The sequence below is a fragment of the Pseudomonas sp. KK18 genome (assembly GCF_037094675.1).
In the GTDB taxonomy this organism is placed as follows: Bacteria; Pseudomonadota; Gammaproteobacteria; order Pseudomonadales; family Pseudomonadaceae; genus Aquipseudomonas.
The window spans coordinates 4,603,997-4,630,500 of the sequence record NZ_CP146605.1 but is presented as its reverse complement, the minus strand read 5'-3'; the positions used below and the strand labels follow the sequence as shown (position 1 = coordinate 4,630,500).

The following is a 26,504-nucleotide window of genomic DNA, read 5'->3' as shown; positions in this document are numbered from 1 at the left end:
TTCTCATGTTGGGAGGGGTTTACCGGTGGAGTCCTTGACGAACAGGATCGAAATCAGGCCGACCACGGCACCGCCGATCAGGTACCAGGCGGGAATCATCTGGTTGCCGGTGATCGATATCAGCCAGGTATTGATCAGCGGGGCCGTGCCTCCGAACAGCGAGACCGCGACGTTGTAGCTCAAGGCGAGGGCGCTGTAGCGCACGCGGGCCTTGAACAGCGAAGTCATGGTGGCCGGCATCGCTCCTTCAAAAAACAACTGGGCGAGGGTCAGGATCAGCAGGGCGGCCAGCAGCAACCCGACACTCTGGGTATGCAGCAGCATGAAGCAGGGGAACGCCATGACGATCAGCAGCACGCAGCCGGTAATGATCATCCGGTTCCGGCCCAGTCGGTCGGCCAGCAAGCCTGAAACCGGGATCAACACCAGCATGAACAGCGTCGCGGCCATCCCCAGGTTCCTGGCGAACGTATTGCTGTACCCGAGTACGTTTTCCAGATAACCCGGGATGTACCCGAGGATGATGTAGTAGGTCACGTTGAACACGGTGACCAGGCCCATGCATTGCAGGATTTTCGGCCATTCGTTGACCAGTAAGCTGAACAGGCTGGGTTCGGCGCCCGTCGCCTTTCGCAGTTTTTCGTTGGCCTGGATTTCCTTGAACACTGGTGTTTCTTCCAGGCCAAGGCGCAAGTAGAGGGCGATCAGGCCGAGCAGGCCGCCAATCGCAAAGGGCACGCGCCAGCCCCAGTCCTGCATGGCTTGTTCGCCCAGGCCCAGGGTAAACAGGCTGACCACTGCACCGCCCAGCAGGAACCCGGAGATATTGCCGAATTCCAGCCAACTGGTGAAAAAGCTGCGTCGCTCGTCCGGCGAATGCTCGGCGATGAACGTGCAGGAGCCGCCGTACTCGCCACCCGCCGACAGGCCCTGGAGCAGACGCATGAGAATCAACAGGACGGGCGCAAACAGGCCGATGCTCGCGTAACTCGGGATCAAGGCAATGGCGAAGGTTGCGACGGCCATCAGCGTGATGCTCAGCGACAGCGCCGTGCGCCGGCCAAACTTGTCGCCGATGGGACCGAACACCAGGCTGCCCAGTGGCCGAATCAGGAAGCCCGCCGCGAAGGTGGCGTAGATCGCCATCAACTGGGTGGTCGGGTTGTCGTTGTGGAAGAACGTCTTGCCGATGATGCCGGCGAGAGAGGAGTAGAGCGCAAAGTCGAACCATTCGACCATATTGCCCAGTGTCACGCCGACGACCGCTTTGGTCAGCCGTTTGCGTGAGGGTTCAGCCGATGCACGGTCGGCGGGAAACCCTTGATGAATCGAGGAAGCGTGAACTTCGCCCATGATATTGCCCTCTGGAATAATTGTAGTGAGGCAGCAGTCAATAGGGAGTGGCAGGCCCACGTCTGATGCGCGGGGCCTGCGGAGGCTGGGGTCATCGCATATACACGCCCCCGGCGATGCACAATGATTCGCCTGTTATGTAGGAGGGTTTGGCGCTCAGTTGCCAGACCCAGTCGGCGATTTCTTCGACCCGCGCGGCGCGTTTCAAGGGGATCGATTCGATGGCGGCCTCGATGCGCCCGCCGGCACGGGTGCCTTCGGTGTCCACCCAGCCCGGGGCCAGTGCGTTGACCACAATATTGTCGCCGGCCAGTTCGATGGCCAGGGAGCGGGTCATCGACACCACAGCAGCCTTGGAGGCGCTGTAGAGCAACTGGTTTTTCGACACGGTGAACGCATCCACCGAGGCGAAGAACACGATAGCGCCTCCGCCGGCGGCTTTCAGGTGACGGGTGCCGATACGTGCGATGTTCAGTGAGCCCAGCACGTTGATGTCGAATATCTTGCGGTACAGCGCTTCGCTGAAGCTATCCAGGGATGACGTGGGAAAGATCCCCGCCGCATTCACTACGGCTCGCAGCGGTGCCTTGCCGTCCAGGGCGGCATCGAGGGTACGGGCCAGTGTGGCCTCCTGGGTGATGTCGCCGACCACTGGCGAAAACAAGGGGCTCGCCGGCTGTGTGCTGGGTGTTACGTCCACAGCGACGACGTGCCAGCCTTCGGCCTGAAAGCGCTGTGCGACGGCCTGGCCCATGCCCGAGGACGTCCCGGTGACGATAACGCTGGAGTGCGGTGCAGTGTTCATAAGGGCTATCCGATCAGGCGTATTGAGGAAGAGGGGTGCCGGGTTGCAGAGCCAGTTCCAGCACATCCAGTTGGCGCTGGGTGTCCTGGTAGTTGCTCAGCCATTCGCGCTTGACGATATCGATGCGTGAGTCGGCCGGCTGCAACTGGGCAAACTTCGCCGCCAGGCCTTGCATGCCACGCTCGCGCAGGGTGAGAAAGCGCATCACTAGCCGGGTCTGCTCGCAATACACCGGCCATTGCGGGCCACGTGGGGCGCCCAGGCCGATGTAGAACAGGCCTTCCAGGTTGGTCGGCAAGGTCATCGCGGCGGTACGCAGCGGAACACCGTCGCGCCATTGCAGCAGGCGTTCATCGAGGAACGGCAGGCGCGTGTTGAAACCGGTAGCCCAGACGATGGTGTCGTAATCGACCTGGCTGCCATCGGTGAACGTGACAGTCTTGCCCTGGATGCTCTCGATACCCGGTGCGACCTTGATTCGGCCGTGCTGGATCCAGTACAGCAGCAAGGTGTTGACCACCGGCGGTTGCGCATCCAGGTCATAGGTATCCGGTGCCGGTAGCCCGGGGTAATTCTTGTGGGTGCCGACGCTGGCCATGATCAGCATGTTCATGAGCATGTTCTGCTGTTCTGGCGGCAATTGCCCCAGCAGCGGCAGCTCGCCCCGGGGCAGGCCGAACAGGGTCTTGGGCTGGAACAGCTGGCCGCGTCGGATCGCAATGGTGGTGTCCAGGCGAGCCTGGGCGGCATCCACTGCGAGGTCGCATCCGGAGTTGCCAAACCCCACCACCAGCACCTTGCCTTGCACCTGCTGCACGTTGCGGTATTCGCCGGAGTGAATCGACACGCCGGTGAACCCCTTGCTTACTTGCGGGATCTTGCAATCCCACAGGTGACCGTTGGCCACCAGCACGCCGCTGTAGTGTTTGTGGGTGCCGTCTGCCAGGGTCACCTGCCAGCCCGCTTCGCCGTTCTCGTCCAGGGGCTTCAGGCTGCGCACTTCGGTGTTGAAGGTGATCTTTTCGCGCAGGCCGAAGGTGTCGGTGTAGGCGTTCATGTACGCCTTGACCTGATCGCGGCTCGGGTACACCGGATAGTCAGCGGGCATCGGGAACCCGTCAAAGAAGGAACTGCTCTTGGGGGTGATCAGGTGCAAGGCATCGTAGTCGCTGTTCCAGTGACCGCCGATGTTCGCGGACTTTTCGAAGCAGTCCACCTCGAAACCGGCGTCGGTCATGGTCTTCAGCGCCGCCAGCCCTGCGGCCCCGGCACCAATGATGCAGTAGTGATTGGACATGCTGGCTCCCCATTCAAGCGCCTGTTGTGGCGTCGCTGGCTGGAGTATCCCGCTCGGCAAGAGGTGGATGAATGGGCTAAGTCATGTGTTTCCTATAGGTGATCCCTATGGCTAGAGCGTCTCCAGGTGCGCATACAGGTTCTGGATGCGGCTCAAGTGGCTGCGCATCAGGTTGATCAGCACCCGGGTGGGCGGCGAAATAGGCGTGTCGTGGCGATGGATAAAGCCGAATACCTCGAAGATCGCCGGGCTGATCGGCACCCAGCCCAAGCGATCATTGAAGCCCAGCTGATGCAGGATCGGGCGCGTGGCAATCACATCGCCGAGTCCGCGCGCAGCCAGCTCGAAGCCGGTGATCTGGTGCTCCACTTCGATGATCGGGTCCAGCACCTCGCCGCCCTTGGACGCCAATTGCCCCAACAACCGGCGAATCGGGTCGGCGGTGCGCCAGCGCGCCTCGGTGAGAATCAACGGTGCCACCGCCAGGTCGCTGATGGTTTTCGGGCCCTTGAGTCGCTCCGGGTCGGCACTGATATAGCCGACCTGGGCCGACCAGACCGGCTCGCTGACGGTCAGGTTCTGCTGCTTGATCGGCAGCATCACCAGCCCCGCTTCAATTTCGCCCTGGCTCACCAGCTCGGCGATTTCCGAGGAGTTGTAGCCGACGATCTTGATCCGCATATCCGGGTGCTGGGTGCGGAACTGCTCGATCAGGTCCGTGAGGAAATAGTGGTGGGCGGTGCCGAAGGTGCCAAAACTGGCCACGCCACCGGACAGTTCACGCACAGCCTGCACCGCTTCATAGCCCTGGCGTGCTGACGTCACCATGCCTTGTGCAAATGGCTGCAGGCGGCGTCCGGCTTCGGTGAGCATCAGTCGGCGATTGGTGCGGATGAACACGTGGGTACCCAGGTGCTCCTCCAGCCGCAGGATCTGCTCGGACAATGAGGGTTGGGAAATATGCAGGCTTTCCGCCGCCTTGGAGAACGTACCGTGCTCGATGGCGGCGAGAAAGTAGTTGAGCTGTTGTAAGGTCATCGCGCTGAACCGTTACCTGTTTGGCTCAACATGACACAGATCAAAGCTGTCGCGAAGAATCAATCACGCCACACGGGCATGCCATGTTCGTCAATTGTCCAGTGCGGGTGGCGCGGTCGCAGGCAGACGCCACCTACCCAGCGTTCTTCCGTTGCATGATCCGGCCAGTAGGCTGCGCCGTTCAGAACCTGGCGACCCAGCGCAGTCAGCGCCAACACCCGCTGCGGCCATTGCAATTGGGCCCCGGACTCGATCAACAGCGGATTCTCGCCATCGATCAACGGCCGCATCAGCGCATGAAACATCATGTCTCCCAGGTACGGCAGCGGTTCACGCTTGCCCATCAGCTCGGCGAACACCCGGCCAAACGGCACCGGCCCGGCTTCATCCACGTATTGCAGGGACAGGCGCTCGGTCAGGGACAAACCGTCCTGCACACCTGGTAACTCCTGCAACTGTCGGCGCAATGCCGGGGCCAGGAAGGGCAGGGAGGTGGAGCTACTCCGGGCCAGTTCCGCCAGCTTGATCGGCGAGCTGGCGCAATACGCCAGCCAGGCCTGTCGCGCCAGTTGCAGCATGTCCTCGTCGACCTGTCGGCGCTGCGGCCACAGCCACGCCAATACTTCAGGCGCCAGTTGGCCGATGCCGATAAAACGCTGCACGCCGGGGATACGATCGACTTCGATCAACTCCAGTTTTTCAGGCAGATGCTCAAGCCCAGCCAGCGCGCGAATCAGGAACAACTGATCGTACGCATCCGCCTCACACCACAACACGCTGTGGCCGGCGCTGCCCAGTTGTTCAAGATGGTGATATTCGTCCGCATGCCGGCGCGCCACTTCGGCCTCATCCATGGCAAACACCTGGCTGATATAGCGGCTGCGAACGGCCTGGTATTGCTCGGCAGGCAAGTCCTGCACCGGGCCCATGCACAATGGGTCAATCAGCATCCGGAAGCGGCCCTTGAACCCCGCCACGCCCAGGCTGTGGGCGATATCGTTGCCGCAGCGCCAGTGGGTGGTGCGGGCTTCATCGCTGGCGTCGAAACCTGGATGGCGGGCGGCAAAATCCACCGCATCGACGTGGGCCTTGAGCTTGGGCCAGCTGGGAAAACCGAGTTCCTTGGCGATCGACCATTGGGCATCGGATAAGGTCGGGGTTGCGGCGGCATCGGCGCTTTTCAGGCGCTGCAAAAGTTCCTTGGCGCGCTTGCGCTGCTGCTCAAGGTTGATACGGCCGTTAGTGGACGAGAATGATTGCGACATACGATCTCCTTGTACAAACCTTGTCCGCTTTAAGGTTGGGAGTCGTAGAAATGTGATATTCAGTCAAGGTCTTGGGCGCAGCCCTTTCCGCGGATGGTGGCGTAGATGGCGCCAGGCGGGAAATATAGGCAGTGCAATGATTGATTGCAAGCCGCCCGGTGGATCGCGCCGGGGTTTTGCACAGGAGACGTTCATGAAAGTTGGTGTGATTTCCGATACCCACGGCTTGCTCCGTGCCGAGGCCCTGGCGGCCCTGGAAGGGTGCGAGCAGATTGTTCACGCCGGGGACATCGGTAGCCCGGAGATCCTTGAGTTGCTGGCCTCGATTGCGCCATTGCATGTGGTGCGCGGCAATAACGACCTCGATGCCGCGTGGGCAGAGCATTTGGCTGACCGGCTGGATTTTGACCTGAACGGCTGGCGGGCGTTGCTGGTGCATGACGTTGCCGATGTGCCGAAGGAGCTTGATCCGGGCATCCGGCTGGTGATCACTGGCCACTCTCACAAACCATTGATCGAGTGGCACGGCGAGCGGCTGTTTCTCAACCCTGGCAGTGCAGGGCGGCGACGTTTCAAGTTGCCGGTGACCCTGGCGTTGCTTGAGGTGCGCGAGAAATCCATCAAGCCGCGCCTGGTGTCGCTGGAGCCCAAGCGCTGAAGAACGCTGAGGCGAGGGAGCTTGCTGTGGCGAGGGAGCTGCTGTGGTGAGGGAGCTTGCTCCCGCTGGGCTGCGCAGCACCCCCAAGAAATTAACGGTGTTTTTTCAGGTGTATCGCAGTGGCTTTATTGGGGCCGCTTCGCAGCCCAGCGGGAGCAAGCTCCCTCGCCACGGGGGACGTGCCCTGTCTTACCATTGCGTCTGAATCAGGAACAAGGATCATCAACGCCATGAGCGTATTAGTCGAAACCCGGGCGCTCACGCGGATGGACGAGCGCCGCCAGCTGCAACTGCTGCAGCCCACGAACTTCCAGCTGCACCGCGCCGACCGCCTATCCATCACCGGTTCATCCGGCTCCGGCAAAAGTGTATTCCTTCGGGCACTCGCCTTGCTCGACGCGCCGACCTCAGGGGATATCCTCTGGAACGGGCAGCCCATCGCCAACGCGCAAGTCCCGCAGTATCGCAGTCGCATCAGCTACCTCTCCCAACGCCCGGCGCTGATCGAAGGCACGGTGGAAGACAACTTGCGTTTCCCCTACAGCCTCAAGGCCTTGCATCACCTGAGTTTCGACCCGCAGGCGGTCAAGGCGCTGCTGGCCCACGCGGGCAAGGAGTCGGGCTTTCTGGCAAAAAATGCCGGGGATTTATCCGGTGGTGAGTCCCAGGTGGTGTCACTGATCCGTACCCTGCAACTCAATCCCGATGTGCTGTTGCTGGACGAACCTACCGCCGCTCTCGACCCGGCATCGTCCGGGGAGGTCGAGGCGTTGATCAGTGCCTGGGCCGAAGCGGATAGCGCTCACGCCTATATCTGGGTGTCCCACGACCTTGAGCAGGCGCAACGCATGAGCACCACCCATTTGCATATGGACGCCGGCGTGCTGACGGGGGCCGTGCAGCCATGAATTATCACGACCTCACGGCAATGGACATGGCCATCGCCGCCTCGCTGATCCTGATCAACGGTGCGCTGTCGCTGTTGTTGCGGCTGGGGCTGGAGCGTCAGCTGTTCTGGGCGGCTGTGCGCACGGTGGTGCAGTTGTTGGCGATCGGTTACCTGCTGGGCTGGGTCTTTGAATTTGCCTACTGGTATGTGGTGCTGCCGCTGATGTGCCTGATGACTCTGATCGCCGGGCTCTCGGCTGCCGGGCGTGGGAAGCGGACCTATGCGGGGCAGCGGGCCGACAGTATTGTGTCGGTGTGGGGCAGTTCCTGGTTGGTGACGGCTGTTGGCCTGTTCGCGATTATCCGGATTCACCCGTGGTACGAGCCGCAGTATGCGATTCCGATCCTTGGGATGATTCTGGGTAATACGCTTACCGGGGTGTCCCTGGGGATTGAGCGTATGACTCAGGAGCTGACCTCCGGTCGCAATACCATCGAGATGATTCTGGCCCTCGGTGGTTCACGCTGGGAGGCGGCGCAGGATGCGATTCGCCAGGCTGTGCGGGCCGGGATGATTCCGACGCTGAACCAGATGACGGTGGTGGGGATTGTGAGCTTGCCGGGGATGATGACTGGCCAGGTGCTGGCCGGGGAAAGTCCGGTGGACGCGGTGCGTTATCAGATTGTGATCATGTTTTTGATCGCTGCGTCGTCGGCGTTGGGCACGGTAGGTGCGGTGTTGCTGACCTACCGTCGACTGTTTTCAGCCAGCCATCGTTTCCTGCGGTTCAGGCTCGAAGAGCGGGTGTAGCGCAGGCACCATCGGATCCCCAAAATGCACCGCAACCCTGTGGGAGCTGTCGAGATCCGGTTCAATCACCCACACCAAAATCCAGCAACACCTTCATCGCCTGGCTCTTGTCCGCCGCCAGTTCAAACGCCTGCACCGCCTCGCTGAACGGCACGGTGTGGGAGATCACCGGACGCACATCAATCACCTGGCGATTGAGCAAATCCACCGCCTGGGCAAACTCCGAATGGAAGCGGAAGGTGCCCCGCAAGTCGATCTCCCTGCTCACCAGCATATTCAACGGCAGCGAGACCTCGCCACCCAGACCGACCGTCACCAGCACGCTGCGCGGGGCCATGCACTCCAGGCCGTTGCGCAGGGCCTGGGCGCTGCCGGAGACTTCGAACATCACGTCGAAGTAGCCTTTTTCGGCGGTATACCGCTTCAACGCGTCGGCGTCTTCCGCCAGGTTATGAGTACGGCTGGCGCCCATTTTTTCGGCGCAGGCCAAGGGCCCGGCAGCCAGGTCCACCGCAACAATTTCCCTCGCGCCCGCTGCCCGCAGGCTGCCGATCAACAGGTTGCCGATGGGCCCGCACCCGGTGACCAATACCCGTTTGCCGAACACCACCCCGGCACGCTGGATGGCATGCAAACCCACAGACAACGGTTCAGCCATTGCACCCTCGGCAAGGCTCACATGATCGGCCAGCAGATGCGCCTGGTGCGTTTCGATCACCAGGCTTTGTTGAAACGCACCCTGCACGTGAGGGAAGGGCATCGCGCTGCCGTAGAAACGCATGTTCAGGCAATGGTTCGGCAGCCCTTGATGGCAATAATGGCAACCCCCGCAAGGCCGCGACGGCGAGACCGACAAGCGTTGGCCAATCTTGAACGGCCCGTCTTCACGGCCTACCGCCTCGATCACCGCCGATACTTCGTGGCCGAGCACCATCGGCTCGCGCAACCGCACGGTGCCGAAGCCGCCGTGCTGGTAGTAATGCAGGTCCGAGCCGCAGATCCCGCCCCGGGCAATGCGCACCCGCAGTTGGTCGGGCGTCAGTGCCTGGGGTTCGGTTTGCGGTTCTACCCGCAGGTCTTTCGAGGCATGGCAGACAATCGCGTGCATGAAATTCTCCAGGTTACAGCGAGGCGGTGATGCCACCGTCCACGTACAGGATATGACCGTTGACGAAACTTGCCGCGTCGCTGGCAAGGAATACCGCAGCGCCCGCCAGTTCGGCGACGTCACCCCAGCGCCGGCTCGGTGTGCGCTGCACCAGCCAGTCGCTGAATTCGGGGTTGGCCACCAGGTTGGCGTTCAGTTCGGTCTTGAAATAGCCGGGGCCGATGCCATTCACCGTCAGCCCGTGGGGGCCCCAGTCGATGGCCATGCCTTTGGTGAGCATTTTCAGCGCGCCTTTGCTGGCGGCATACGGGGCGATGCCCGGGCGCCCCAGTTCGCTTTGCACCGAGCAGATATTGATGATGCGCCCCCGCTTGCGCGGGATCATCGCCCGGGCCACGGCCTGGCCGACCAGGAAGGCGCTGTCCAGGTTGGTGCTCATCAACTCGCGCCAGTGGGTTTCGCTGTAGTCCTCCAGCGGCCCGCGACGTTGCATGCCCGCGTTGTTGACGAGGATGTCCAGCGGGCCCAGGCGCTCTTCGATCTCCGCCACGGCGGCCAACACCGCCGCGCCGTCGGTGACATCGAACGCCTGGGTGTGCACCTCCAGGCCTTCCGCCGCCAGCAACGCGGCACTGTCACGCAAGGTGCTGCGGTTGCGCCCGTTGAGCACTACCCGTGCGCCAGCCTGGGCCAGGCCACGGGCGATGGCCAGGCCGATGCCGGCGCTGGAGCCGGTGATCAAGGCCAGGCGGCCATCGAGGCGGAAACTGTCTAAAACACGCTGCATGGGGCGATCTCCGAAGACTGAGACAGGTGATCAACACTATCAATCCGAGTGCGGGGCGCCGCTCTCATTGTTATACGTCAAACCCTGTCATATCGTGCATCACGGGCTTAACTTCAGCGCAGCCAGGGCCCGGCGTCCAATTTTCATTTGTGATGGGGTGATCAATAATCGTGATAACCGGAGCCAATCTGATGGAACTCAAGCACCTGCGCGCCTTTGTCGTGCTCGCCCAGGAACTGCATTTCGGCCGGGCGGCCGCGCAGTTGTCGATCGTGCAACCGGCGCTGAGCATGCAGATCAAACTGCTCGAAAGCGGCCTGGGCGTGCGCCTGCTCGACCGCAACCGGCACTCGGTCACACTGACGGAAGCCGGGCGGGTGTTTCTGCCGGAAGCCCTCGCCACCCTGCACCAGGCTGCCCGCGCCGCCGATGCCGCCCGGGCTTCGAACCGCGGGGAGATCGGCCGGGTGCGCCTGGGATTTGTCTCGTCGGTATTGCCGCAATTGCTGCCCGGGTTGATTCGTGCGGTGCACCAGCGCTACCCGCGAATTGAACTGGAGCTCAAGGACATGCCCGGCCCGGATCAGGCGGCTGCGTTGAAAAACGGCCAACTGGATTTCGGCCTGATGCGTTTGCCGGCGGCCTATCCCGGCGTGCAGACCCTTGAGGTGTTGCAGGAAAGCTTCGTGGTCGCCTTGCCCGGCGAGCATCCGTTGGCGACCCAGGAAACCATTCAGCCGACGGACTTGCTCAAGGTGCCGGTGTTCATCCTGGCCCGGCGTTATGCACCGGGTTTCTACGATGAATTCGTGCAGGCGATGGGCGTGCCGCTGGAGATCGCCTCCGAACTCGGCGAGTTCACCACCATGCTGGCGCTGGTCTCGGCCGGGCTGGGTGTGGGTGTGTTGCCGCTGCAGGCGGCCCGGGCGCTGCCGGCCAATTGCGTGTCCAGGCACCTGGCGTTGGGGGCGTTCCGGGCCAGGACCGGCCTGGCGTGGACCGAGCTCGACAGCCCGGTGAAAACCACCCTGTTCAACCTGATCGACGAGTTGTTTGGCGATTGATTGTTTCATCCGGTGAAATGCTTGATTGTAAAAACTGGCTATTCTGCTGCGTGCCGTAGCGGTGGAACATAAGCGTTATCGACCCGATCACCGGGTCGAGTCCCTGGCACATCGCGGAGCCCGTCATGATCAAACTGTACCGTTACCCCTTGTCTGGCCATTCCCACCGGGTTGAGTTGATGCTGTCGCTGCTGGGCGTGCCCGCTGAGCGGGTGCACGTCGATCTGAAGCAAGGCGCGCACAAAACCCCTGAGTTCCTGGCCACCCTCAACAGCTTCGGCCAGGTGCCGGTGATCGATGATAACGGCGTGGTGCTGGCAGACTCCAACGCGATCCTGGTGTACCTCGCCGGCCAATATGGCACCGCCCAGTGGCTGCCGACCGAGCCTTTGGCCCAGGCCCGTGTGCAGCGTTGGCTCTCGGCTGCGGCAGGGCCGCTGCACACCGGGCCGGCTGCGGCGCGATTGATCACTGTGTTCGGTGCCGCGCTGGATGCCGAGGCGACCATCAGCCGCTCCCACGCATTCCTCAAAGTGGTAGAGCACCAGTTGGAGCAGAGCCGTTTTCTCACCGGTGACCTGCCGACGATTGCCGATATCGCGCACTACACCTACATCGCCCATGCGCCGGAGGGGAATGTCGCGCTGGACGACTATCCGCAGGTTCGCGCCTGGCTGGGCAGTATCGAAGCGCTGCCGGGTTTTATCGGTATGCAACGCACGGCTGTGGGCTTGGCCAAGGCTTGAAGATTTTTGTGGCGAGGGAGCTTGCTCCCGCTGGACCGGGTTGGCGCGCCAGTGCGCAGCGCTCCCAGGATTTTGGGGCCGCTACGCTGCCCAGCGGGAGCAAGCTCCCTCGCCACAACCGCTCCCAAGCCACTGGTTTGGTGGACCACATTCGATTAAGGGGACCCATGGACCGTTTCCAGGAAATGCAGATTTTCCTCGCCGTCGCCGAAGAACAGGGCTTTGCCGCGGCGGCCCGGCGCCTGAACATCTCGCCCCCCAGCGTGACCCGCGCGATTGCCGCGATGGAGGCGCGTATTGGCACCCAGTTGCTTTCGCGCACCACCCGCAGCCTGCACCTGAGCGAGGCCGGCCAGCGTTACCTGGACGATTGCCGGCGCATCCTCGCGGAGTTGACTGAGGCCGAAGAAGCGGCAGCAGGCAGCTTCTCGATCCCGTGGGGGCACCTGACGGTCACCGCGCCGGTGTTGTTCGGCGAGTTGTTCGTCGCGCCAATCCTGGGGGAGTACCTGGACCTGTTTGCCCAGGTCAGCATCAACGCCTTGCTGGTGGACCGTGTGGTCAACATGACCGATGAAGGCGTCGATGTGGCCGTGCGCATCGGGCATTTGCAGGAACCCGGCCAGCAGGCGATCAAGGTCGGCGAGGTGCGTCGCGTAGTGTGCGCGGCGCCGGCTTACCTTGAGCGGCACCGGCCACTGCACCCCGGGCAACTGCGTGAGGCGAAGATTGTCACGTCGTCTTCCAGCCAGTTGGTCAGCGAATGGCAGTTCAGGGAAGGCGGCCAGCCGTTGAGCGTGGCCGTTGAGCCGCGCCTGGTAGTCACCGCCAACAACGCGGCGATCAACCTCGCGCGCCTGGGCTGGGGCGTCACACGGGTGTTGTCTTATCAGGTGGCCAGCGATGTGCGTGCAGGCGCACTGGAGATCATCCTGCAAGACTTCGAACCGCCGGCCTTGCCGATCCATGTGGTGTTCCAGAACAACGCCCGGGTACCGGCGAAGGTCAACACGTTCGTGGATTTTCTGGTCAGCCGGCTGGGGCAGGATGCTGCGCTCAACCCATCGATGCAGCGGCCGGCCTGATGGACCGTTATCGCGACATGCAGATCTTCCAGGCGCTGTCCCGGCAGCCGAGCCTGTCCGCGGCTGCCCGTTGCCTGGGCATCTCGGGGCCCACTGTGATCCGCGCGATTGACCGGCTGGAGACGCGCTTGCGGGTGCCATTGGTACAGCGCAGCACCCGGGGCATTCGCCTCACCGAAGCCGGGGCGACGTTCATGGCCGACTGTTCGCGGATCCTTGACGGCGTGAGCGCCGCCGAAGCATCTGCCCAGGGTGCGCACGCGCAGGCCGAGGGAAACCTGCGGGTGTTTTTTCCGTTGCTGTTCAGCCGTTATGTGATGGCGCCGCTGTTGGCCGGCTACCTGGAGCGCTATCCCGGAGTTCGCCTGTTTGCCCATTACCACGATCATTATCCGAACCTGAATGAAGACGGCCTGGACGTGGCAGTCCTGGTGGGGGAACTGCCCGGTTCATCCCTGATTGCCCGGCCCGTGGGCCATGTGCGCAACATCGTCTGCGCCAGCCCCGGCTATCTGCAAAGCCATGGCGAACCGGTGCAACCGGAGGCGCTCAAGGAGCATCGGCTGGTCGCCAGCCAGGCGTATTCGAATTGGGTGCAGTGGGATTTCCAGGGCGCCAGCATCAAGGCCCGGGCGCGTCTCGGTTGCACCACGGTGCAGGGCGCGATCAATGCGGCGGTGCAGGGCGCAGGGTTGATCCGGTGCTTGAGCTACCCGGTGCACGAGCACCTGGCGAGCGGGCAACTGTGTCGAGTATTGCAGGCCTATGAACCGCCGCCGCTGCCGGTGCATGTGGTCTACCGCGAAGGGCGCAACGCTTCGATGCGGGTGCGCAGTTTTGTCGATTTCAGCGTGGCGGCATTGCGTGAACATCCGGCGTTTCATTCACCGAGGGCTTGATCATGAATCACCAGGACGCGTCCCCCGTTTCGCCATGGCATGCCGGCGAGCGGCAGTTGCAGCAAAGTGCCGGCGTGGCCGAGCGCATGGAGGTGATCGGCGCGAAGGTGATACGGGATCACTTGCCGGAGCAGCATCGGGCTTTTTATGAGTTGTTGCCCTATCTGGTCGTGGGGGCCGTGGATGAGCAGGGGCTGCCCTGGGCCACGCTGCTGGAGGGCACGCCGGGGTTTGCGTATTCGCCGGACCCCTACAGCTTGCGTATCGACAGCCTGCCTGCGGAGAGTGACCCCGCCGGGAGCGGGCTGAAACAAGGCGCGTCGGTCGGGCTGTTGGGCATTGACCTGAATACGCGGCGGCGTAATCGCATGAACGGGGTTATTGGGGCTGCCGGCGTCGACGGTTTTACCGTGGCGGTGGTGCACACGTTTGGAAATTGCCCGAAGTACATCCAGTTGCGTGCGGTGGACCCGGGGGCCCGGGGGCAGCGCGCTGCTAAAGGTATTGTGCGGCGCGCGAACTCGCTCGATGACGCTGACCGGGCGCTGATTTGCAGCGCTGATACGTTTTTCGTCGCCAGCTATGTGGACCTGGAAGGAGATGCGGCCAAGCGTTCGGTGGACGTTTCACACCGAGGCGGCAACAGTGGGTTTGTGCGCGTGGAGGGAGAGGTGCTGACGATTCCCGATTTTACCGGCAACTCGTTTTTCAACACCTTGGGCAATGTGCAGGTCAACCCGGTTGCGGGCTTGCTGTTTGTGGATTTTGCTACGGGTGATGTGTTGCAGGTGGCCGGGCGGGCCGAGGTGATTCTTGAAGGAGATGAAGTGGCCACGTTCGAGGGGGCTGAGCGGTTGTGGAAGGTGACCGTGGAACACGTGGTCCGAAGGGATGCGGCGCTGGCGCTGCGTTGGCAGTTCGAGGGGTTTTCTCCCTACAGCCTGGCGTTGGGGCCTTGGAAAGCCTGAGGGGGGTGCTGCACCCCTCGCGCAGTTGAGCTTTAACTCAGCCGCACGAGGGGGAGTGTATAGGCGGGCCTAGCGAGGCCGGCCGATAGGTCTGTCGAGTTTGTCACATCGGATGGGTACGCAGGCCGTGCCAGGCCCAGCGCCTGCTTCTGGTTTTCCAGGCCGGTGCCACGCCTCTTTCCAGCCATTACTGCATTCAGCATGTCTGCTCCTTGACTCGATTGCATTGATTCATGGCGATAATTTATTCCGCGAGGATCTCGCGATAACGTTTCTGGTAATCGTCGTAAGACGTGCTTTCCTGCATCAACTGCTCAAGCTTTTTCTTCTTGTAGGCTGCTTTGTCGAGTGCGGGTGGTGCATTGGAACTGGCCGCTGGTGGTGTGCTTGCCCGGTATACCGGATTGGGAAAGAGTTGATCGGTCAGCTCGATGATTTTGTTCTGCGCATCGATAAACTTGTCGAGGCGACCACCGCCCCACGACGCGTCGTATTCCGCCTGGCCGACCTGACGGCCCTGTTCATACACACGGATATCGGCGTAGTACATGTACAGCGCCATGTCCCATGTCCACTTGCCAATGTAGGTCGTCGACAGCGTGCATACGGAGGGTGGACTGCCGGCTGCCACCTCGCGTGTCTGGAAACCTTTGCTCCTCAGCTGTGCCGTGTAGGTGGTATTGAATCCGGCACGCAGGCCTTCGGCAGGAATCAGGCAAATTTCCGGTGGCTGATCGTTGGACAGGGTGGCCGGGGCGACGGTTTGCTTGATGCTGCAACCCGTGATGGTGAGGGTCATAGCGATCAGTATCGGAGCGAGCGGTATGCGCATAGCGGCCTCCATGTCATCAATAGTGGCTGGATGATAGCACTGCTTTCCCTCCTTATCTCGTAAGGACTATTCGTGCCTCTGCGGCAAATCTGAATTGCGCTGTACCCTGTGTTTGGTGCGGCCTGCGGGCGCAATACTGCAGCGGTTTTTGCCTGCCCGATAAAGGGCTGTCCCGAGGTTTCCCAATGAATGCACCAAGCCGCCTTGCGCTGCTGATCACCGCCACGGCTGCCCTCAGCGCCTGTGGCGATTCCTCCAAACTGCCGTTTCAGGCCGGTGTGGGGCCAAGCCCGCAACTGCCCGAACCCACTGCATCACTGATCCCGACACTCAAGGTTTCCAAGGCTGTCGGCTGGTCCGGTAATGCCCAGCCAACGGCGCCCGATGGGTTCACGGTAACGGCGTTGGCCGCGGACCTTGACCATCCGCGCTGGGTGTACACCTTGCCCAATGGCGACGTGCTGGTAGCCGAGAGTAACCATCCGCCCATGCCTGAAGGTGCCACGGACGGCGGCACGGGTTTGCTCGCCTGGGCGCGTCGTACCGCGATGGGGTTTGTGATGGGGCGGGTCGGTGCCGATACGCCGAGCGCCGACCGGATCACGCTGCTGCGGGACGCCGACGGTGATGGGCGTGCCGAGGTGAAGAGTGAGTTTCTCGGTGGGCTGACGTCGCCGTTTGGCATGGCGTTGGTGGGGGATGAGTTGTATATCGGCAATGCCGATGCGGTGGTCAAGGTGCCTTATGTTCGGGGCCAGACTCACATCGATGCCGTGCCGGTGAAGGTCACTGATCTGCCGGCCGGGATCAATCATCACTGGACCAAAAACGTCCTGGCCAATCCTGAGGGTACCAAGCTTTATGTGACCGTCGGGTCCAACAGCAATGTGGGTGAGAATGGGCTTGACGCCGAGGAAGGGCGTGCTGCGATCTGGGAGTTGGATCTTGCCAGTGGGCAGAAGCGTCTGTTCGCCAGTGGGTTGCGCAATCCCAATGGGCTGGCGTGGAAACCCGGCTCTACGCAGTTGTGGACGGTGGTCAACGAGCGCGACGAGATCGGCAGCGATCTGGTGCCGGATTACCTGACGTCGGTGCGGGACGGCGCGTTCTACGGTTGGCCGTGGAGTTATTACGGGGCTCACGTTGACAGCCGGGTGCAGCCGCCGCGTCCGGACAAGGTCGCCCAGGCGATTGCACCGGACTACGCGCTGGGGACTCACGTTGCGCCGTTGGGCCTGACTTTTTCCGATGCGCGGGGGATGCCAGCGGTGTTTGCCGATGGGGTGTTTGTGGGGGAGCATGGATCCTGGAACCGTAATCCGCAGGCGGGGTACAAGGTGGTGTTTATTCCGTTCCGGGACGGAAAGCCGTCGGGTGTGCCTGTTGATTTCCTGACTGGGTTTTTAAATGGTGATGGAGAGGCTCAGGGGCGTCCGGTGGGTGTAGCGTTGGACGGGCAGGGCGCGTTGCTGGTGGCGGATGATGTGGGGAACAAGGTATGGCGGGTAGCACGGGTAAGGCCTTAGGGTTTTGCTCTTACAGCGGCTCACGGTCCACTGTAGGAGCTGGCTTGCCGGCGATGGCATCAACTGGGTGTACCTGATGCACCGAGGTGTCTGCATCGCCGGCAAGCCAGCTCCTACAGCAAAGCGGCTTTGCTTTTGCTTTTAACACTCAGGTCGGCTTTCAGGCCGCCGTGCTCTTGCTTTTGCTTACTTTGGGGGGGTTCCAAAGTGAGCCGCTGTAAGAGCGGAACCATAAGCCGCCGTGACCGAAGAAACGGATATGCCCCCACCCCCACCCCCATCCCCACCCCCAGCAGAATCACCCTCCCACCCCCCACCCAACGCCGTATACAAATTCACCTCCGCCACCAACTGCGCCAACCGATCAACAATCAACGCCTGCTGCGAACTGAACAACGACCGCTGCGCATCCAGAAACACCAGATTACTGTCCACCCCACTGCGATACCGGTGCTGAGCCAGGTCGTAATACGTCTGGTTGGCCCGAACAAAATCCCGCTGCGCCGCCAGTTGCTCGTTATACGTTTGCCGCGCCGCCAGCCCGTCCGAGACTTCCTGGAACGCGGTCTGAATCGACTTCTCATACTGCGCGACATAAATGTTCTTCTGAATCTTCGCGTAATCCAGGCTGGCCCGCAGGCTGCCCGCGTTGAAGATCGGCAGATTGATCTGCGGCTGGAACCCCCAACTCCCCGAGCCCCCCTGGAACAATCCCGACAGATCCTTACTCGAGGTGCCCGCGTTGGCCGTCAGCGTAACCGAAGGAAAAAACGCCGCCCGCGCCGCGCCAATATTCGCGTTGGCCGCCTGAAGCTGATACTCGGCCTGCACAATATCCGGCCGCCGTTGCAGCAGGTCCGACGGCAACCCGGCCGGCACCCGGGCTACCAGGTCGTCGGACAGCGGCTGTGCCGGCAAAGAATCCGGCACCGGCCCACCCACCAGCAACGCCAGGCTGTTGAGGTCCTGGGCCACCTGCCGCTGGTAGCGCGCAATGCTTGCCCGGGTACTTTCGACGCTGGTCCGGGCCTGGATCACATCGATCGACGTCGCCTTGCCCGCCGTTTTACTGCGCGACGTCAGACGCAGGCTGTGCTCGTCCGAGGCCAGCGTCTGCCGGGCCAGGGCCAGCAGTTCCTGGTCGGCGCGCCAGGTCAGGTAAGCGTTGGCGACGTTGGCCACCAGGCTCAGTTGCGCGCTGCGCCGAGCTTCTTCAGTGGCCAGGTATTGCAGCATCGCCTGCTCACTGAGGCTGCGTACGCGGCCGAAAAAATCCAGCTCGTAGGCGCTGACGCCCAATGTCGCCGAATAGGTAGAGGTGATCGCAGACTTGCCGGTGGTAGTGGCGCGCCGCGGGACTTTCTGGCGGTTTTCGGCACCCGTGGCAGACACCGCCGGGAACAGGTCGGCACGCTGGATGCGGTACTGCGTCTGGAACGCTTCGACATTCAGCGCCGCCACCCGCAGGTCACGGTTATTCACCAGGGCCTGGCCAATCAACTGCCGCATCACCGGGTCACGGAACAACTGTTGCCAGTCAGGCCCGGCGGCCGATGGCCCCACCCGGTCCGCGTTATACACCGGGTAGTGCGCCGGGGTCGGTGCCTCGGGCCGCTGATAGTCCGGGATCAACGAACACCCGCCAAGCACACACGCCACGCCGAGCATCAGTTTTTTCATCACGCGCCAACCATCCATTTGGCCAGGCCATGCCGGCCACTCACGCCCAGTTTGGCCGCCGCGCGCTTGAGGTAGGTTTCGATGGAGCTGTTTTTCACGCTGAGTTTCTCGGCCATCTGCGGTACGGTTCCGCCGGTCAACAACCCCAGGCAAACCTCCTGTTCCCGCGCCGATAAGGTGATGTCACTGAGTGACAGGCGTTTATAGAATTCGCGCTGCAATTGCGACTGCTCCAACGGAGTTTTAGAGGGCTCGGGCGCTACCGGCGGGGCCTGTCGATTGATCTGCGCGTGGCGCTCGATCAACGGCAGCAAGGTTTCCGAAAGGCTCTTGAGAAACGACAGCTGCGCCAGGGAAAAGGCGCGTTGGGTGTGGGGCCGGTAGAACGAAATCACGCAGCGCCGATTGGCCTGGCGCGATACCAGGTTGCACTGATGGGAGGTGCCGCGGGTGTGGGTGCTGTCGGCCTTGGCATTCATCTGGATCAACAGCGGGTCGTTCATGCCGAGCATTTTTTTCAGCAGCGGATGATCGTCGCGGTGATGCAGGGTGCGCGGTGGCGGCAGGTCCTGCTTCAACCCGTCGCTGCCAAGTAACTTGATATCGAGCACGCAGGCCTGGTGCTCGTCGAGGGTCCATTCACTGAGGTCCACCAAGTGAACCGGTACCAGCTTGTTGACCAGTTGCAGCATGTTCGCTGCGAAGTGTTCAGTGCCGGTGCTTGAAATCAACTCTCCCAACTCGAAATAAAAATGCGGATTTTCCATATTCCGAATACTGCTGGTCAGACTCATAGCCATCTCATCCTTGATGTCGAAAACCGTCAACGGTTGCCCTTACGTGTGCAGGCCTCCCGTTCTCCTTGAACCTGGGTCGGTGCTCGAGGCTTCATTTAGCCACGTGGATTTGTCCTACGTATGTAGCGGAAACGAGGGACACAACCTGCCATAAAAAGCGCGCCATTATTTCGTCATTTCCGACAGGGATATAGGCTGAAGCTGCAGGGTAAAAGGATTTTAGAGTTTGTTAACTAGTTGATATAAAACATATTTACTCAATTTTCTCGACATGCCCGGCTATATGGCATCGGCCAGATGTAGCCAATCTCCTACATCCATTTAATCGTTTCAGCACTGAACCATCAGCCAACCCCGGCGCGGTACCCAGGCTGTCCGGGTTTCGGGTGACATACGGCCCTCCGGGGCGATGCTTAAATCCCGTTGATTTCGCCTCAATGGGGCGTTGTGCGCCTTATCGACACCTCACATGAGAAGGATCTTATGACGTATTTCCCCCTGACCGCCGCCCAGCGGGATATCTGGCTCGACCAACTGCGCCTCGGTGACTCGCCGCTGTACAACATCGGGGGTTATATCGAACTCACGGGCACCGTGAATCCCGCATTGATCCAGCGAGCCATCGAGCACCTGGTGGCCAAGCACGACGCATTGCGTACGGTGTTGCAAGTGGCGGCCGATGGCTTGCCACGGCAGGCGTTTGCCGAGGCCATGGCGGTATCGGTGCCGCAGCATGACGTCTCGCGCCAGCCGGATCCCCGCGCGGCCGCCGAGGCCTTGTTGCAGGCGCAGATGGCGCGAACCTATGCGCTGGTCGACGAGCCGTTGTTCCGCTTCTTCCTGGTCAAGCTCGATGACCAGCATTACCGCCTCGGCACCCAGGCTCACCACCTGATTCTCGATGGCTGGGGCTTTGGCCAGATGCTGCAATCCCTTGCCGGGATCTACAGCGCCCTGGAGCAGGGCCGACTACCGGACCTGTCGGCGCCGTCCTATATCGACTTCATCGACAACGATGAACGCTATCGCGAGTCGGCCCGTTACGCCCGGGACCGCAGCTACTGGCTGGACAAATACCAGGCGCTGCCAGAGCCGCTGCTGACGCGCCGTTACCAGGCCAAGGGCGATGCGCCGAGCAACACCCTGGTAGCACCGTTTCCGGCGGCGCTGCTCAATAGCATGGCGCGGGTGGCGAACCATTACCAGGCGTCGGCGTTCCATGTGTTATTGGCGGCGATGTACCTGTACTTCAGCCGCACCGGCCAGCGCCAGGAGTGGGTGGTGGGGCTGCCGATACTCAACCGTTCCAATGCACGCTTTCGTTCGACCCTGGGGCTGTTCACCCAGGTCAGTGCCGTGCGCTTGCAGTTCCGCGACGACCTGCCTTTCAGCGCCCTGGTGCGTGGCGTGCGCGACCAGCTCCAGCAGGATTTTCGGCATCAACGTTTCCCGCTGAGCGAGATGAATCGCGAGCTGGGTTTGCTGCGCGCCGACCGCGGCCAACTGTTCGACCTGTCGGTGTCCTATGAGCAGGACGACCATGAATTTCGCTACGGCCAGGCGTCGGCCCGGGCGATCAAGGTGTCCAACCACCATGAGCCGTTGCCGCTGGCGATTCACTTGCGCAGCAATCGCTACCACGACACGGCGTGCCTGCACTGCGTCTACAACGAGGCGTATTTCCAGGCACACGAGGTGCAGGCCCTGGCCGATCGCCTGGTGTATGTGCTGGAGCAGGGGCTGGAAAACACCGCGCTGCCCCTGGCTGACTTCTCACTGATAACGCCCGAGGAAACCGCGCAGTTGCAACGCTGGAACGCCACCGCCCAGGCCTATCCCGCAGCGCAAACCCTGCATGGGCGCGTCGAGGCCCAGGCCGCGGTGACCCCGCATGCGGTGGCGGCGGTGTATCAGGGGCAGCGATTGACGTATGACCAATTGAATCAACGGGCCAATGCCCTGGCGCGGCAGCTATTGGTGCTCGGGGTAAAGCCCGACGACCGTGTGGCGATCGTCGCCCGGCGCGGCCTGGAGACGCTGGTGGGCTTGCTGGGGATTCTCAAGTCCGGCGCCTGTTACGTTCCGGTGGACCCGGCCCATCCTGCCGAGCGCCTGCACTACCTGCTCGATGACAGCGCGCCGATGGCGGTGCTGACGCAGACGGATTTGCTCGAGCGTCTACCGGTATTGAGCGTGCCGGTCATCAATCTGGACCACGCCACGGCGCAGTTGGCGCGCAACCCGCAAGTGGCGATGACACCCGCCAACCTCGCTTATGTGATCTACACCTCGGGCTCCACCGGCCTGCCCAAGGGCGTGATGGTGGAGCACCACACCGTGGCCAACCTGGTGGACTGGCATTGCCAGGCCTTCGATTTGCACGCGGGCAGCCATACCGCCAGCGTTGCCGGTTTCGGGTTTGACGCCATGGCCTGGGAGGTCTGGCCAGCGCTGTGCGTGGGCGCGACCTTGCACTTGCCGCCGGCCCACGACGGCGCCGAAGACATCGACGCGCTGCTGGCCTGGTGGCGCGCGCAACCACTGGACGTATGCTTCCTGCCCACGCCGGTGGCCGAGTATGCGTTCAGCCAGAATATTGAACACCCGACTTTGCGCACGCTGCTGATTGGTGGCGACCGCCTGCGCCAGTTCAACCAGGCGCGCAGTTTCGCGGTGATCAACAACTACGGTCCCACTGAAGCCACCGTGGTTGCCACCTCGGGCCTCGTTGAGGCCGGGCAGGCGCTGCACATCGGCAAACCCATCGCGAATGCCGCGGTCTACCTGCTGGATGAGCAACAGCGGCCGGTGCCCATCGGTACTGCAGGCGAGTTGTACGTCGGCGGGAAAGGCGTGGCGCGGGGCTATTTGAACCGCCCGGACATGACCGCAGAGCGCTTCCTTGATGACCCATTCAACCCAGGCCGCATGTACCGCACCGGCGACCTGGCGCGTTGGCTGCCGGATGGGAATATTGAATATTTGGGCCGCAACGACGACCAGGTAAAAATTCGCGGCGTGCGTATCGAGCCGGGGGAAATCGAGTCCGCCCTGGCGGGTTATGAAGGGGTCACCGAAGCGGTGGTGCTGGTACGCGAGGGGCAGCTATTGGCCTGGTTCACCGAGCATGCGCCGGTAGCGATTGAAGCGCTTCGCGCCCATCTTAAATCACGCTTGCCGGATTACATGGTGCCGCAGGCCTACGTAAAGCTGGACGCGCTGCCCCTGACGGCCAACGGCAAACTCGACCGCAAGGCCTTGCCGGCACCCGGTGCCGATGCATTTATCAGTCGAATTTACGAAGCCCCCGAAGGGCCTACGGAAATCGCCCTGGCGCAGATCTGGGCCGACGTGCTGCACGTCGAGCAAGTAGGGCGGCATGACCATTTTTTCGAGTTGGGCGGCCATTCGCTGTTGGCGGTCCAGTTGGTGCAGCACATGCGCCAGGTCGGGTTGCAGGCCGACGTGCAGGTGCTGTTCGGCCAGCCGACCCTGGCCGCACTGGCGGCAGCGGTCGGCCAGGGCACCGAGCTTGAGGTGCCGGCCAACCGTGTTCCGGCAGGGTGCCAATTGATTACTCCGGACCTGCTGGCGCTGGCCGAACTGGACCCGCCGACGATAGAACGCATCGTCGCCGCGATCCCCGGCGGCGCCGCCAATGTGCAGGAGATCTACCCGCTGGCGCCGTTGCAGGAAGGCCTGCTGTATCACCACATCACCGACGAGCGCGATCCGTACCAGCAACACGCGATGTTCAGCTTTGCCCGCCGTGAACAGCTGGAAGCGTTCGCCCAGGCGCTGCAACAGGTGATCGACCGCCATGACATCCTGCGCACCAGCCTGGCGTGGGATGCCCTCGAACAACCGATGCAAGTGGTGTGGCGCAAGGCGATTCTGGACGTGCAACCGGTGGCCCTCCAGGGGGACTCAATTCTCGAACAACTGCGCGAACGCCAGCGGCCACTGGACTTGCGCAAGGCGCCGCTGATGGCCCTGGATTACGCCGAAGACCGGCAGAACCGCCGTTGGGTGGGCATGCTGCGTTTCCATCACCTGGTGAACGACGCCACATCGACGCAAGTACTGATGGCGGAAATCCAGGCTCATCTGCTTGGCCAGCAACAGCAATTGCCGGCGCCGGTGCCCTATCGCAACGTGGTCGCCCAGGCCCGGTCGGCGGAACGCCAGGCCGGGCACGAAGCGTTCTTTCGCGAGCGGCTGGCGGATGTCGACGAGCCGACCCTGGCCTTCGGTTTACAGGAACGCCAGGCGGATCGCCGTGACACCGAGGAAGCCGACGTGCTGCTTCCCGACGCACTCGGCCAGTTGTTGCGCGAGCAGGCCCGCACCTTGGGTGTCAGCGCGGCGAGCCTGTTTCATCTGGCGTGGGCCCAGGTACTGGGTCGCGTCTCGGGCCGTGACGATGTGGTGTTCGGTACGGTTCTGCTGGGACGCCTGCAGGCCGGTGAGGGCGCGGACCGTGCCCTGGGCATGTTCATCAACACCTTGCCGCTGCGGGTACGCCTGGCCGGGGTGACGGTGCGCGAGGCGATCAGGCAGACGCAGCAGCAACTCAGCGCCTTGCTCGCCCACGAGCAAGCGTCCCTGGCGTTGGCCCAGCGTTGCAGCGGCGTCACACCGCTGTTCAACAGCCTGCTGAATTACCGGCATGTCTCGGTCGAGGCACTCGAGGTGCTGCAGCCCGGCATCGAATTGCTGAGCAGCGAAGACATCCTCAGCTACCCACTGATGCTGACGGTGGACGACCTGGCCAGCGGTTTCCGGCTCAAGGCCAAGGCGCCCCGCAAGGTCGGTGCCCAGCGCCTGCTGGACTACCTTGGCACGGTGCTGGCGGGATTGGTGGAGACGCCCGAGGCGCCGCTGTTCGATGTGCAGGTGCTGCCCGCGACCGAACTGCAACAGCAACTGGTGGACTTCAACGCCAGCGAAACCGACTACCCCGTGGACCAGACCGTCCACGCCTTGTTCGAAGCCCATGCCCGGCACACACCTCACGCGATGGCGGTGCAGGCCGGTGAGCAGCAACTGACTTACCGCCAGCTCAACGAGCGCGCCAACCGCCTGGCCTATCACCTGCGCGAGCGCGGCGTGCAGCCGGATTCGCGGGTCGCCTTGTGTGTCGAGCGCGGGTTGGACCTGGTGGTGGGCTTGCTGGCCATCCTCAAGGCGGGGGGCGCTTATGTACCGTTGGACCCGGGCTACCCTCGCGAGCGTCTCGCCTACATGCTGCAAGACAGCGCGCCGGTCGCCTTGCTGGTACACGGCGCGACCCGCGATTTGCCGGGGGAGGTGTCGATACCGGTGATCGACCTCGACCACGGCGCCTGGCACCAGGCGCCTGAAGGCAACCCGCGAGTGCCGGGGCTGAGCGTACGCAACCTGGCGTACGTGATGTACACCTCCGGCTCCACCGGCACGCCCAAGGGCGTGATGATCGAGCATCGGGGCCTGGGCAACCTGATGCACTGGGGCTCGCAACTGTGCCCGAATGCCGAGGGTGGCGCGTTGTTGCAGCGGGCGCCGTTCAGTTTTGACGGTTCGGTGTGGGAGCTGTTCTGGCCGCTGACCAATGGCATGCGCCTGGTCCTGGCGCGTCCCGATGGGCACCGTGAGCCGGCGTACCTGGCGCAGGTGATTCGTGAGCAACAGGTCAGTGTGATCAAGTTTGTGCCGGCGATGTTGCAGCAGTTTCTGGAGCTGGAGGAGTCTGCGCTTTGTACCAGCCTTACCGACGTTTTATGCGGTGGTGGGGAGCTGACAGAGGCCTTGGCCCGTGGGGTTCAGGCGCGATTGCCCAAGGTGCGCTTGCATAACGTCTACGGACCGACCGAGGCGACGGTGGACAGCAGTGCCTGGACGCTGGAGCCGGGTGCGCCGGTGCCGGGGTTGCAGTTGCCGATTGGGCGGGCCATCAGTAATACCCGGCTTTACGTATTGGATGAGCATGATCGGCCGGTGCCGCTGGGGTGCAGTGGGCAGTTGCATATCGGCGGGGTGGGCGTGGCTCGCGGGTATCTGGGGTTGGCGCAGATGACGGCGGAGCGGTTTATCGATAGCCCGTTTGTGGCGGGGGATCGGTTGTATCGCACGGGGGATCTGGTGCGGTATTTGCCGGACGGGAACCTGGAGTTTCTGGGGCGCAATGACTTTCAGGTGAAGCTGCGTGGGGTGCGGCTGGAGCTGGGGGAGGTTGAGGCGCGGTTGGCGGCGCATCCTGCATTGCGCGAGGTGGCGGCGTTGATTCGGGATGAGCGGTTGGTGGCGTATTTCACTGTTCGTGATGCGGTGCCGGGGCTTGAGGCGTTGCGCAGTTACATGGTGGAGGGGTTGCCTGAGTACATGGTGCCTTCGGCGTTTGTGCGGGTGGAGGTGTGGCCGCTTAATCCGGCGGGGAAGCTGGATCGCAAGGGGTTGCCGGAGCCTGGGGTGGAGGCGGTTTTGAGTCGTGCCTATGAACCGCCTCGGGGGGAGGTGGAGGCGGTGATTGCGGGGGTTTGGGCTGAGGTGTTGAAGCTGGACCGGGTGGGGCGTCAGGATCACTTTTTTGAGTTGGGAGGGCATTCGTTGTTGGCCGTGGGGGTGGTGGCGCGGATGCGTAAGGCGGGGTTGGAGGTGGATGCGCGCTCGTTGTTCAGTCAGCCGACGGTGGTGGGGTTGGCGGGGGTGGTTGGGAGGCGGGTGGAGCGGGTGGAGGTGGTGCCTGCTTTGGGGATTCCGCAGTTGGGGCGTAGACGCAGGATTTGAGTGGTGGTGTGGTGTGGTGTGCATATCCGTTTCTTCGGTAACGGCCACCTATGGTTCCGCTCTTACAGCGGCTCACTTTGGAAAAGCCCCAAAGTAAGCAAAGGGCTCTGCCCCGCCTGTCGGCACCTCGCC

General features: G+C 62.6%; 20 protein-coding genes. 10 read left to right on the top strand and 10 right to left on the bottom strand.

The features are described 5' to 3' along the window. Nucleotides 1-3 precede the first annotated feature (3 nt). From V6607_RS20880 to V6607_RS20860, 5 genes are all read right to left on the bottom strand, one after another. On the bottom strand, nt 4-1,353 hold the full coding sequence (locus tag V6607_RS20880; RefSeq protein ID WP_008433139.1) for an MFS transporter: 1,350 nt from the start codon (nt 1,351-1,353) through the stop codon (nt 4-6). 91 nt (nt 1,354-1,444) lie between these two features. Next, nucleotides 1,445-2,158, bottom strand: coding sequence for an SDR family oxidoreductase (locus V6607_RS20875; RefSeq protein ID WP_003208289.1), 714 nt, complete (start codon nt 2,156-2,158; stop codon nt 1,445-1,447). A 13-nt stretch (nt 2,159-2,171) separates the two neighbouring features. Next, a complete protein-coding gene (locus V6607_RS20870) occupies nt 2,172-3,455 on the bottom strand; it encodes an NAD(P)/FAD-dependent oxidoreductase (RefSeq protein WP_102369480.1) in 1,284 nt (427 codons plus the stop codon). A 111-nt stretch (nt 3,456-3,566) separates the two neighbouring features. Continuing rightward, nucleotides 3,567-4,493 carry a LysR family transcriptional regulator gene (locus tag V6607_RS20865; protein WP_003208286.1) on the bottom strand — a complete coding sequence of 309 codons (927 nt, stop codon included), beginning with the start codon at nt 4,491-4,493 and terminating at the stop codon, nt 3,567-3,569. A 59-nt stretch (nt 4,494-4,552) separates the two neighbouring features. Further along, nucleotides 4,553-5,758, bottom strand: a complete 1,206-nt coding sequence (locus V6607_RS20860) for a DUF1835 domain-containing protein (RefSeq protein WP_087692545.1) — start codon at nt 5,756-5,758, stop codon at nt 4,553-4,555. 193 nt (nt 5,759-5,951) lie between these two features. Between V6607_RS20860 and V6607_RS20855 the strand changes: the two genes are divergently transcribed. From V6607_RS20855 to fetB, 3 genes are all read left to right on the top strand, one after another. Next, nucleotides 5,952-6,416, top strand: coding sequence for a metallophosphoesterase family protein (locus V6607_RS20855; protein WP_134326963.1), 465 nt, complete (start codon nt 5,952-5,954; stop codon nt 6,414-6,416). A 230-nt stretch (nt 6,417-6,646) separates the two neighbouring features. Next, nucleotides 6,647-7,324, top strand: a complete 678-nt coding sequence (locus tag V6607_RS20850; protein ID WP_003208280.1) for an ATP-binding cassette domain-containing protein — start codon at nt 6,647-6,649, stop codon at nt 7,322-7,324. Further along, nucleotides 7,321-8,115 (top strand): iron export ABC transporter permease subunit FetB, encoded by a 795-nt coding sequence (gene fetB, locus V6607_RS20845; RefSeq protein WP_134326962.1) that lies wholly within the window; start codon nt 7,321-7,323, stop codon nt 8,113-8,115. The genes V6607_RS20850 and fetB overlap by 4 nt, the downstream gene beginning before the upstream one ends. A 61-nt stretch (nt 8,116-8,176) precedes the next feature. On the opposite strand, the gene V6607_RS20840 is transcribed toward fetB, so the two are convergent. Together V6607_RS20840 and V6607_RS20835 are read right to left on the bottom strand one after the other, a co-directional pair. Then, nucleotides 8,177-9,223 carry an L-idonate 5-dehydrogenase gene (locus tag V6607_RS20840; RefSeq protein ID WP_134326961.1) on the bottom strand — a complete coding sequence of 349 codons (1,047 nt, stop codon included), beginning with the start codon at nt 9,221-9,223 and terminating at the stop codon, nt 8,177-8,179. 13 nt (nt 9,224-9,236) lie between these two features. After that, the gene (locus V6607_RS20835) at nt 9,237-10,010 is read right to left on the bottom strand and encodes a glucose 1-dehydrogenase (protein ID WP_087692542.1); all 774 of its coding nucleotides are present in this window, start codon (nt 10,008-10,010) and stop codon (nt 9,237-9,239) included. Nucleotides 10,011-10,201: 191 nt separating this feature from the next. Here V6607_RS20835 and V6607_RS20830 point away from each other — a divergent pair, with 191 nt between their 5' ends. From V6607_RS20830 to V6607_RS20810, 5 genes are all read left to right on the top strand, one after another. After that, a complete protein-coding gene (locus V6607_RS20830) occupies nt 10,202-11,074 on the top strand; it encodes a LysR family transcriptional regulator (protein ID WP_003208273.1) in 873 nt (290 codons plus the stop codon). A gap of 125 nt (nt 11,075-11,199) precedes the next feature. Then, on the top strand, nt 11,200-11,820 hold the full coding sequence (locus V6607_RS20825; RefSeq protein ID WP_003208271.1) for a glutathione S-transferase: 621 nt from the start codon (nt 11,200-11,202) through the stop codon (nt 11,818-11,820). 167 nt (nt 11,821-11,987) lie between these two features. Further along, a complete protein-coding gene (locus tag V6607_RS20820; protein WP_003208270.1) occupies nt 11,988-12,905 on the top strand; it encodes a LysR family transcriptional regulator in 918 nt (305 codons plus the stop codon). Then, on the top strand, nt 12,905-13,804 hold the full coding sequence (locus V6607_RS20815; RefSeq protein ID WP_134326959.1) for a LysR family transcriptional regulator: 900 nt from the start codon (nt 12,905-12,907) through the stop codon (nt 13,802-13,804). Before V6607_RS20820 ends, V6607_RS20815 begins: the two co-directional genes overlap by 1 nt. Nucleotides 13,805-13,806: 2 nt before the next feature. Then, nucleotides 13,807-14,772 carry a pyridoxamine 5'-phosphate oxidase family protein gene (locus V6607_RS20810; RefSeq protein WP_134326958.1) on the top strand — a complete coding sequence of 322 codons (966 nt, stop codon included), beginning with the start codon at nt 13,807-13,809 and terminating at the stop codon, nt 14,770-14,772. A 244-nt stretch (nt 14,773-15,016) separates the two neighbouring features. Here the strand turns inward: V6607_RS20810 and V6607_RS20805 are convergent, their stop codons facing one another. Next, nucleotides 15,017-15,604: an Sbal_3080 family lipoprotein gene (locus tag V6607_RS20805; RefSeq protein WP_003208266.1), complete on the bottom strand. Its 588-nt coding sequence runs from the start codon at nt 15,602-15,604 to the stop codon at nt 15,017-15,019. Nucleotides 15,605-15,789: 185 nt separating this feature from the next. On the opposite strand from V6607_RS20805, the gene V6607_RS20800 reads away from it, so the two are divergent. Then, nucleotides 15,790-17,130 (top strand): sorbosone dehydrogenase family protein, encoded by a 1,341-nt coding sequence (locus V6607_RS20800; RefSeq protein ID WP_134326957.1) that lies wholly within the window; start codon nt 15,790-15,792, stop codon nt 17,128-17,130. 186 nt (nt 17,131-17,316) lie between these two features. Here V6607_RS20800 and V6607_RS20795 read toward each other — a convergent pair whose 3' ends face one another. Next, nucleotides 17,317-18,810 (bottom strand): efflux transporter outer membrane subunit, encoded by a 1,494-nt coding sequence (locus V6607_RS20795; RefSeq protein ID WP_338740282.1) that lies wholly within the window; start codon nt 18,808-18,810, stop codon nt 17,317-17,319. Next, on the bottom strand, nt 18,810-19,604 hold the full coding sequence (locus tag V6607_RS20790; protein ID WP_008430236.1) for a helix-turn-helix transcriptional regulator: 795 nt from the start codon (nt 19,602-19,604) through the stop codon (nt 18,810-18,812). Before V6607_RS20790 ends, V6607_RS20795 begins: the two co-directional genes overlap by 1 nt. A 486-nt stretch (nt 19,605-20,090) precedes the next feature. Here V6607_RS20790 and V6607_RS20785 point away from each other — a divergent pair, with 486 nt between their 5' ends. Continuing rightward, on the top strand, nt 20,091-26,372 hold the full coding sequence (locus V6607_RS20785) for a non-ribosomal peptide synthetase (protein ID WP_134326956.1): 6,282 nt from the start codon (nt 20,091-20,093) through the stop codon (nt 26,370-26,372). Nucleotides 26,373-26,504 lie beyond the last annotated feature (132 nt).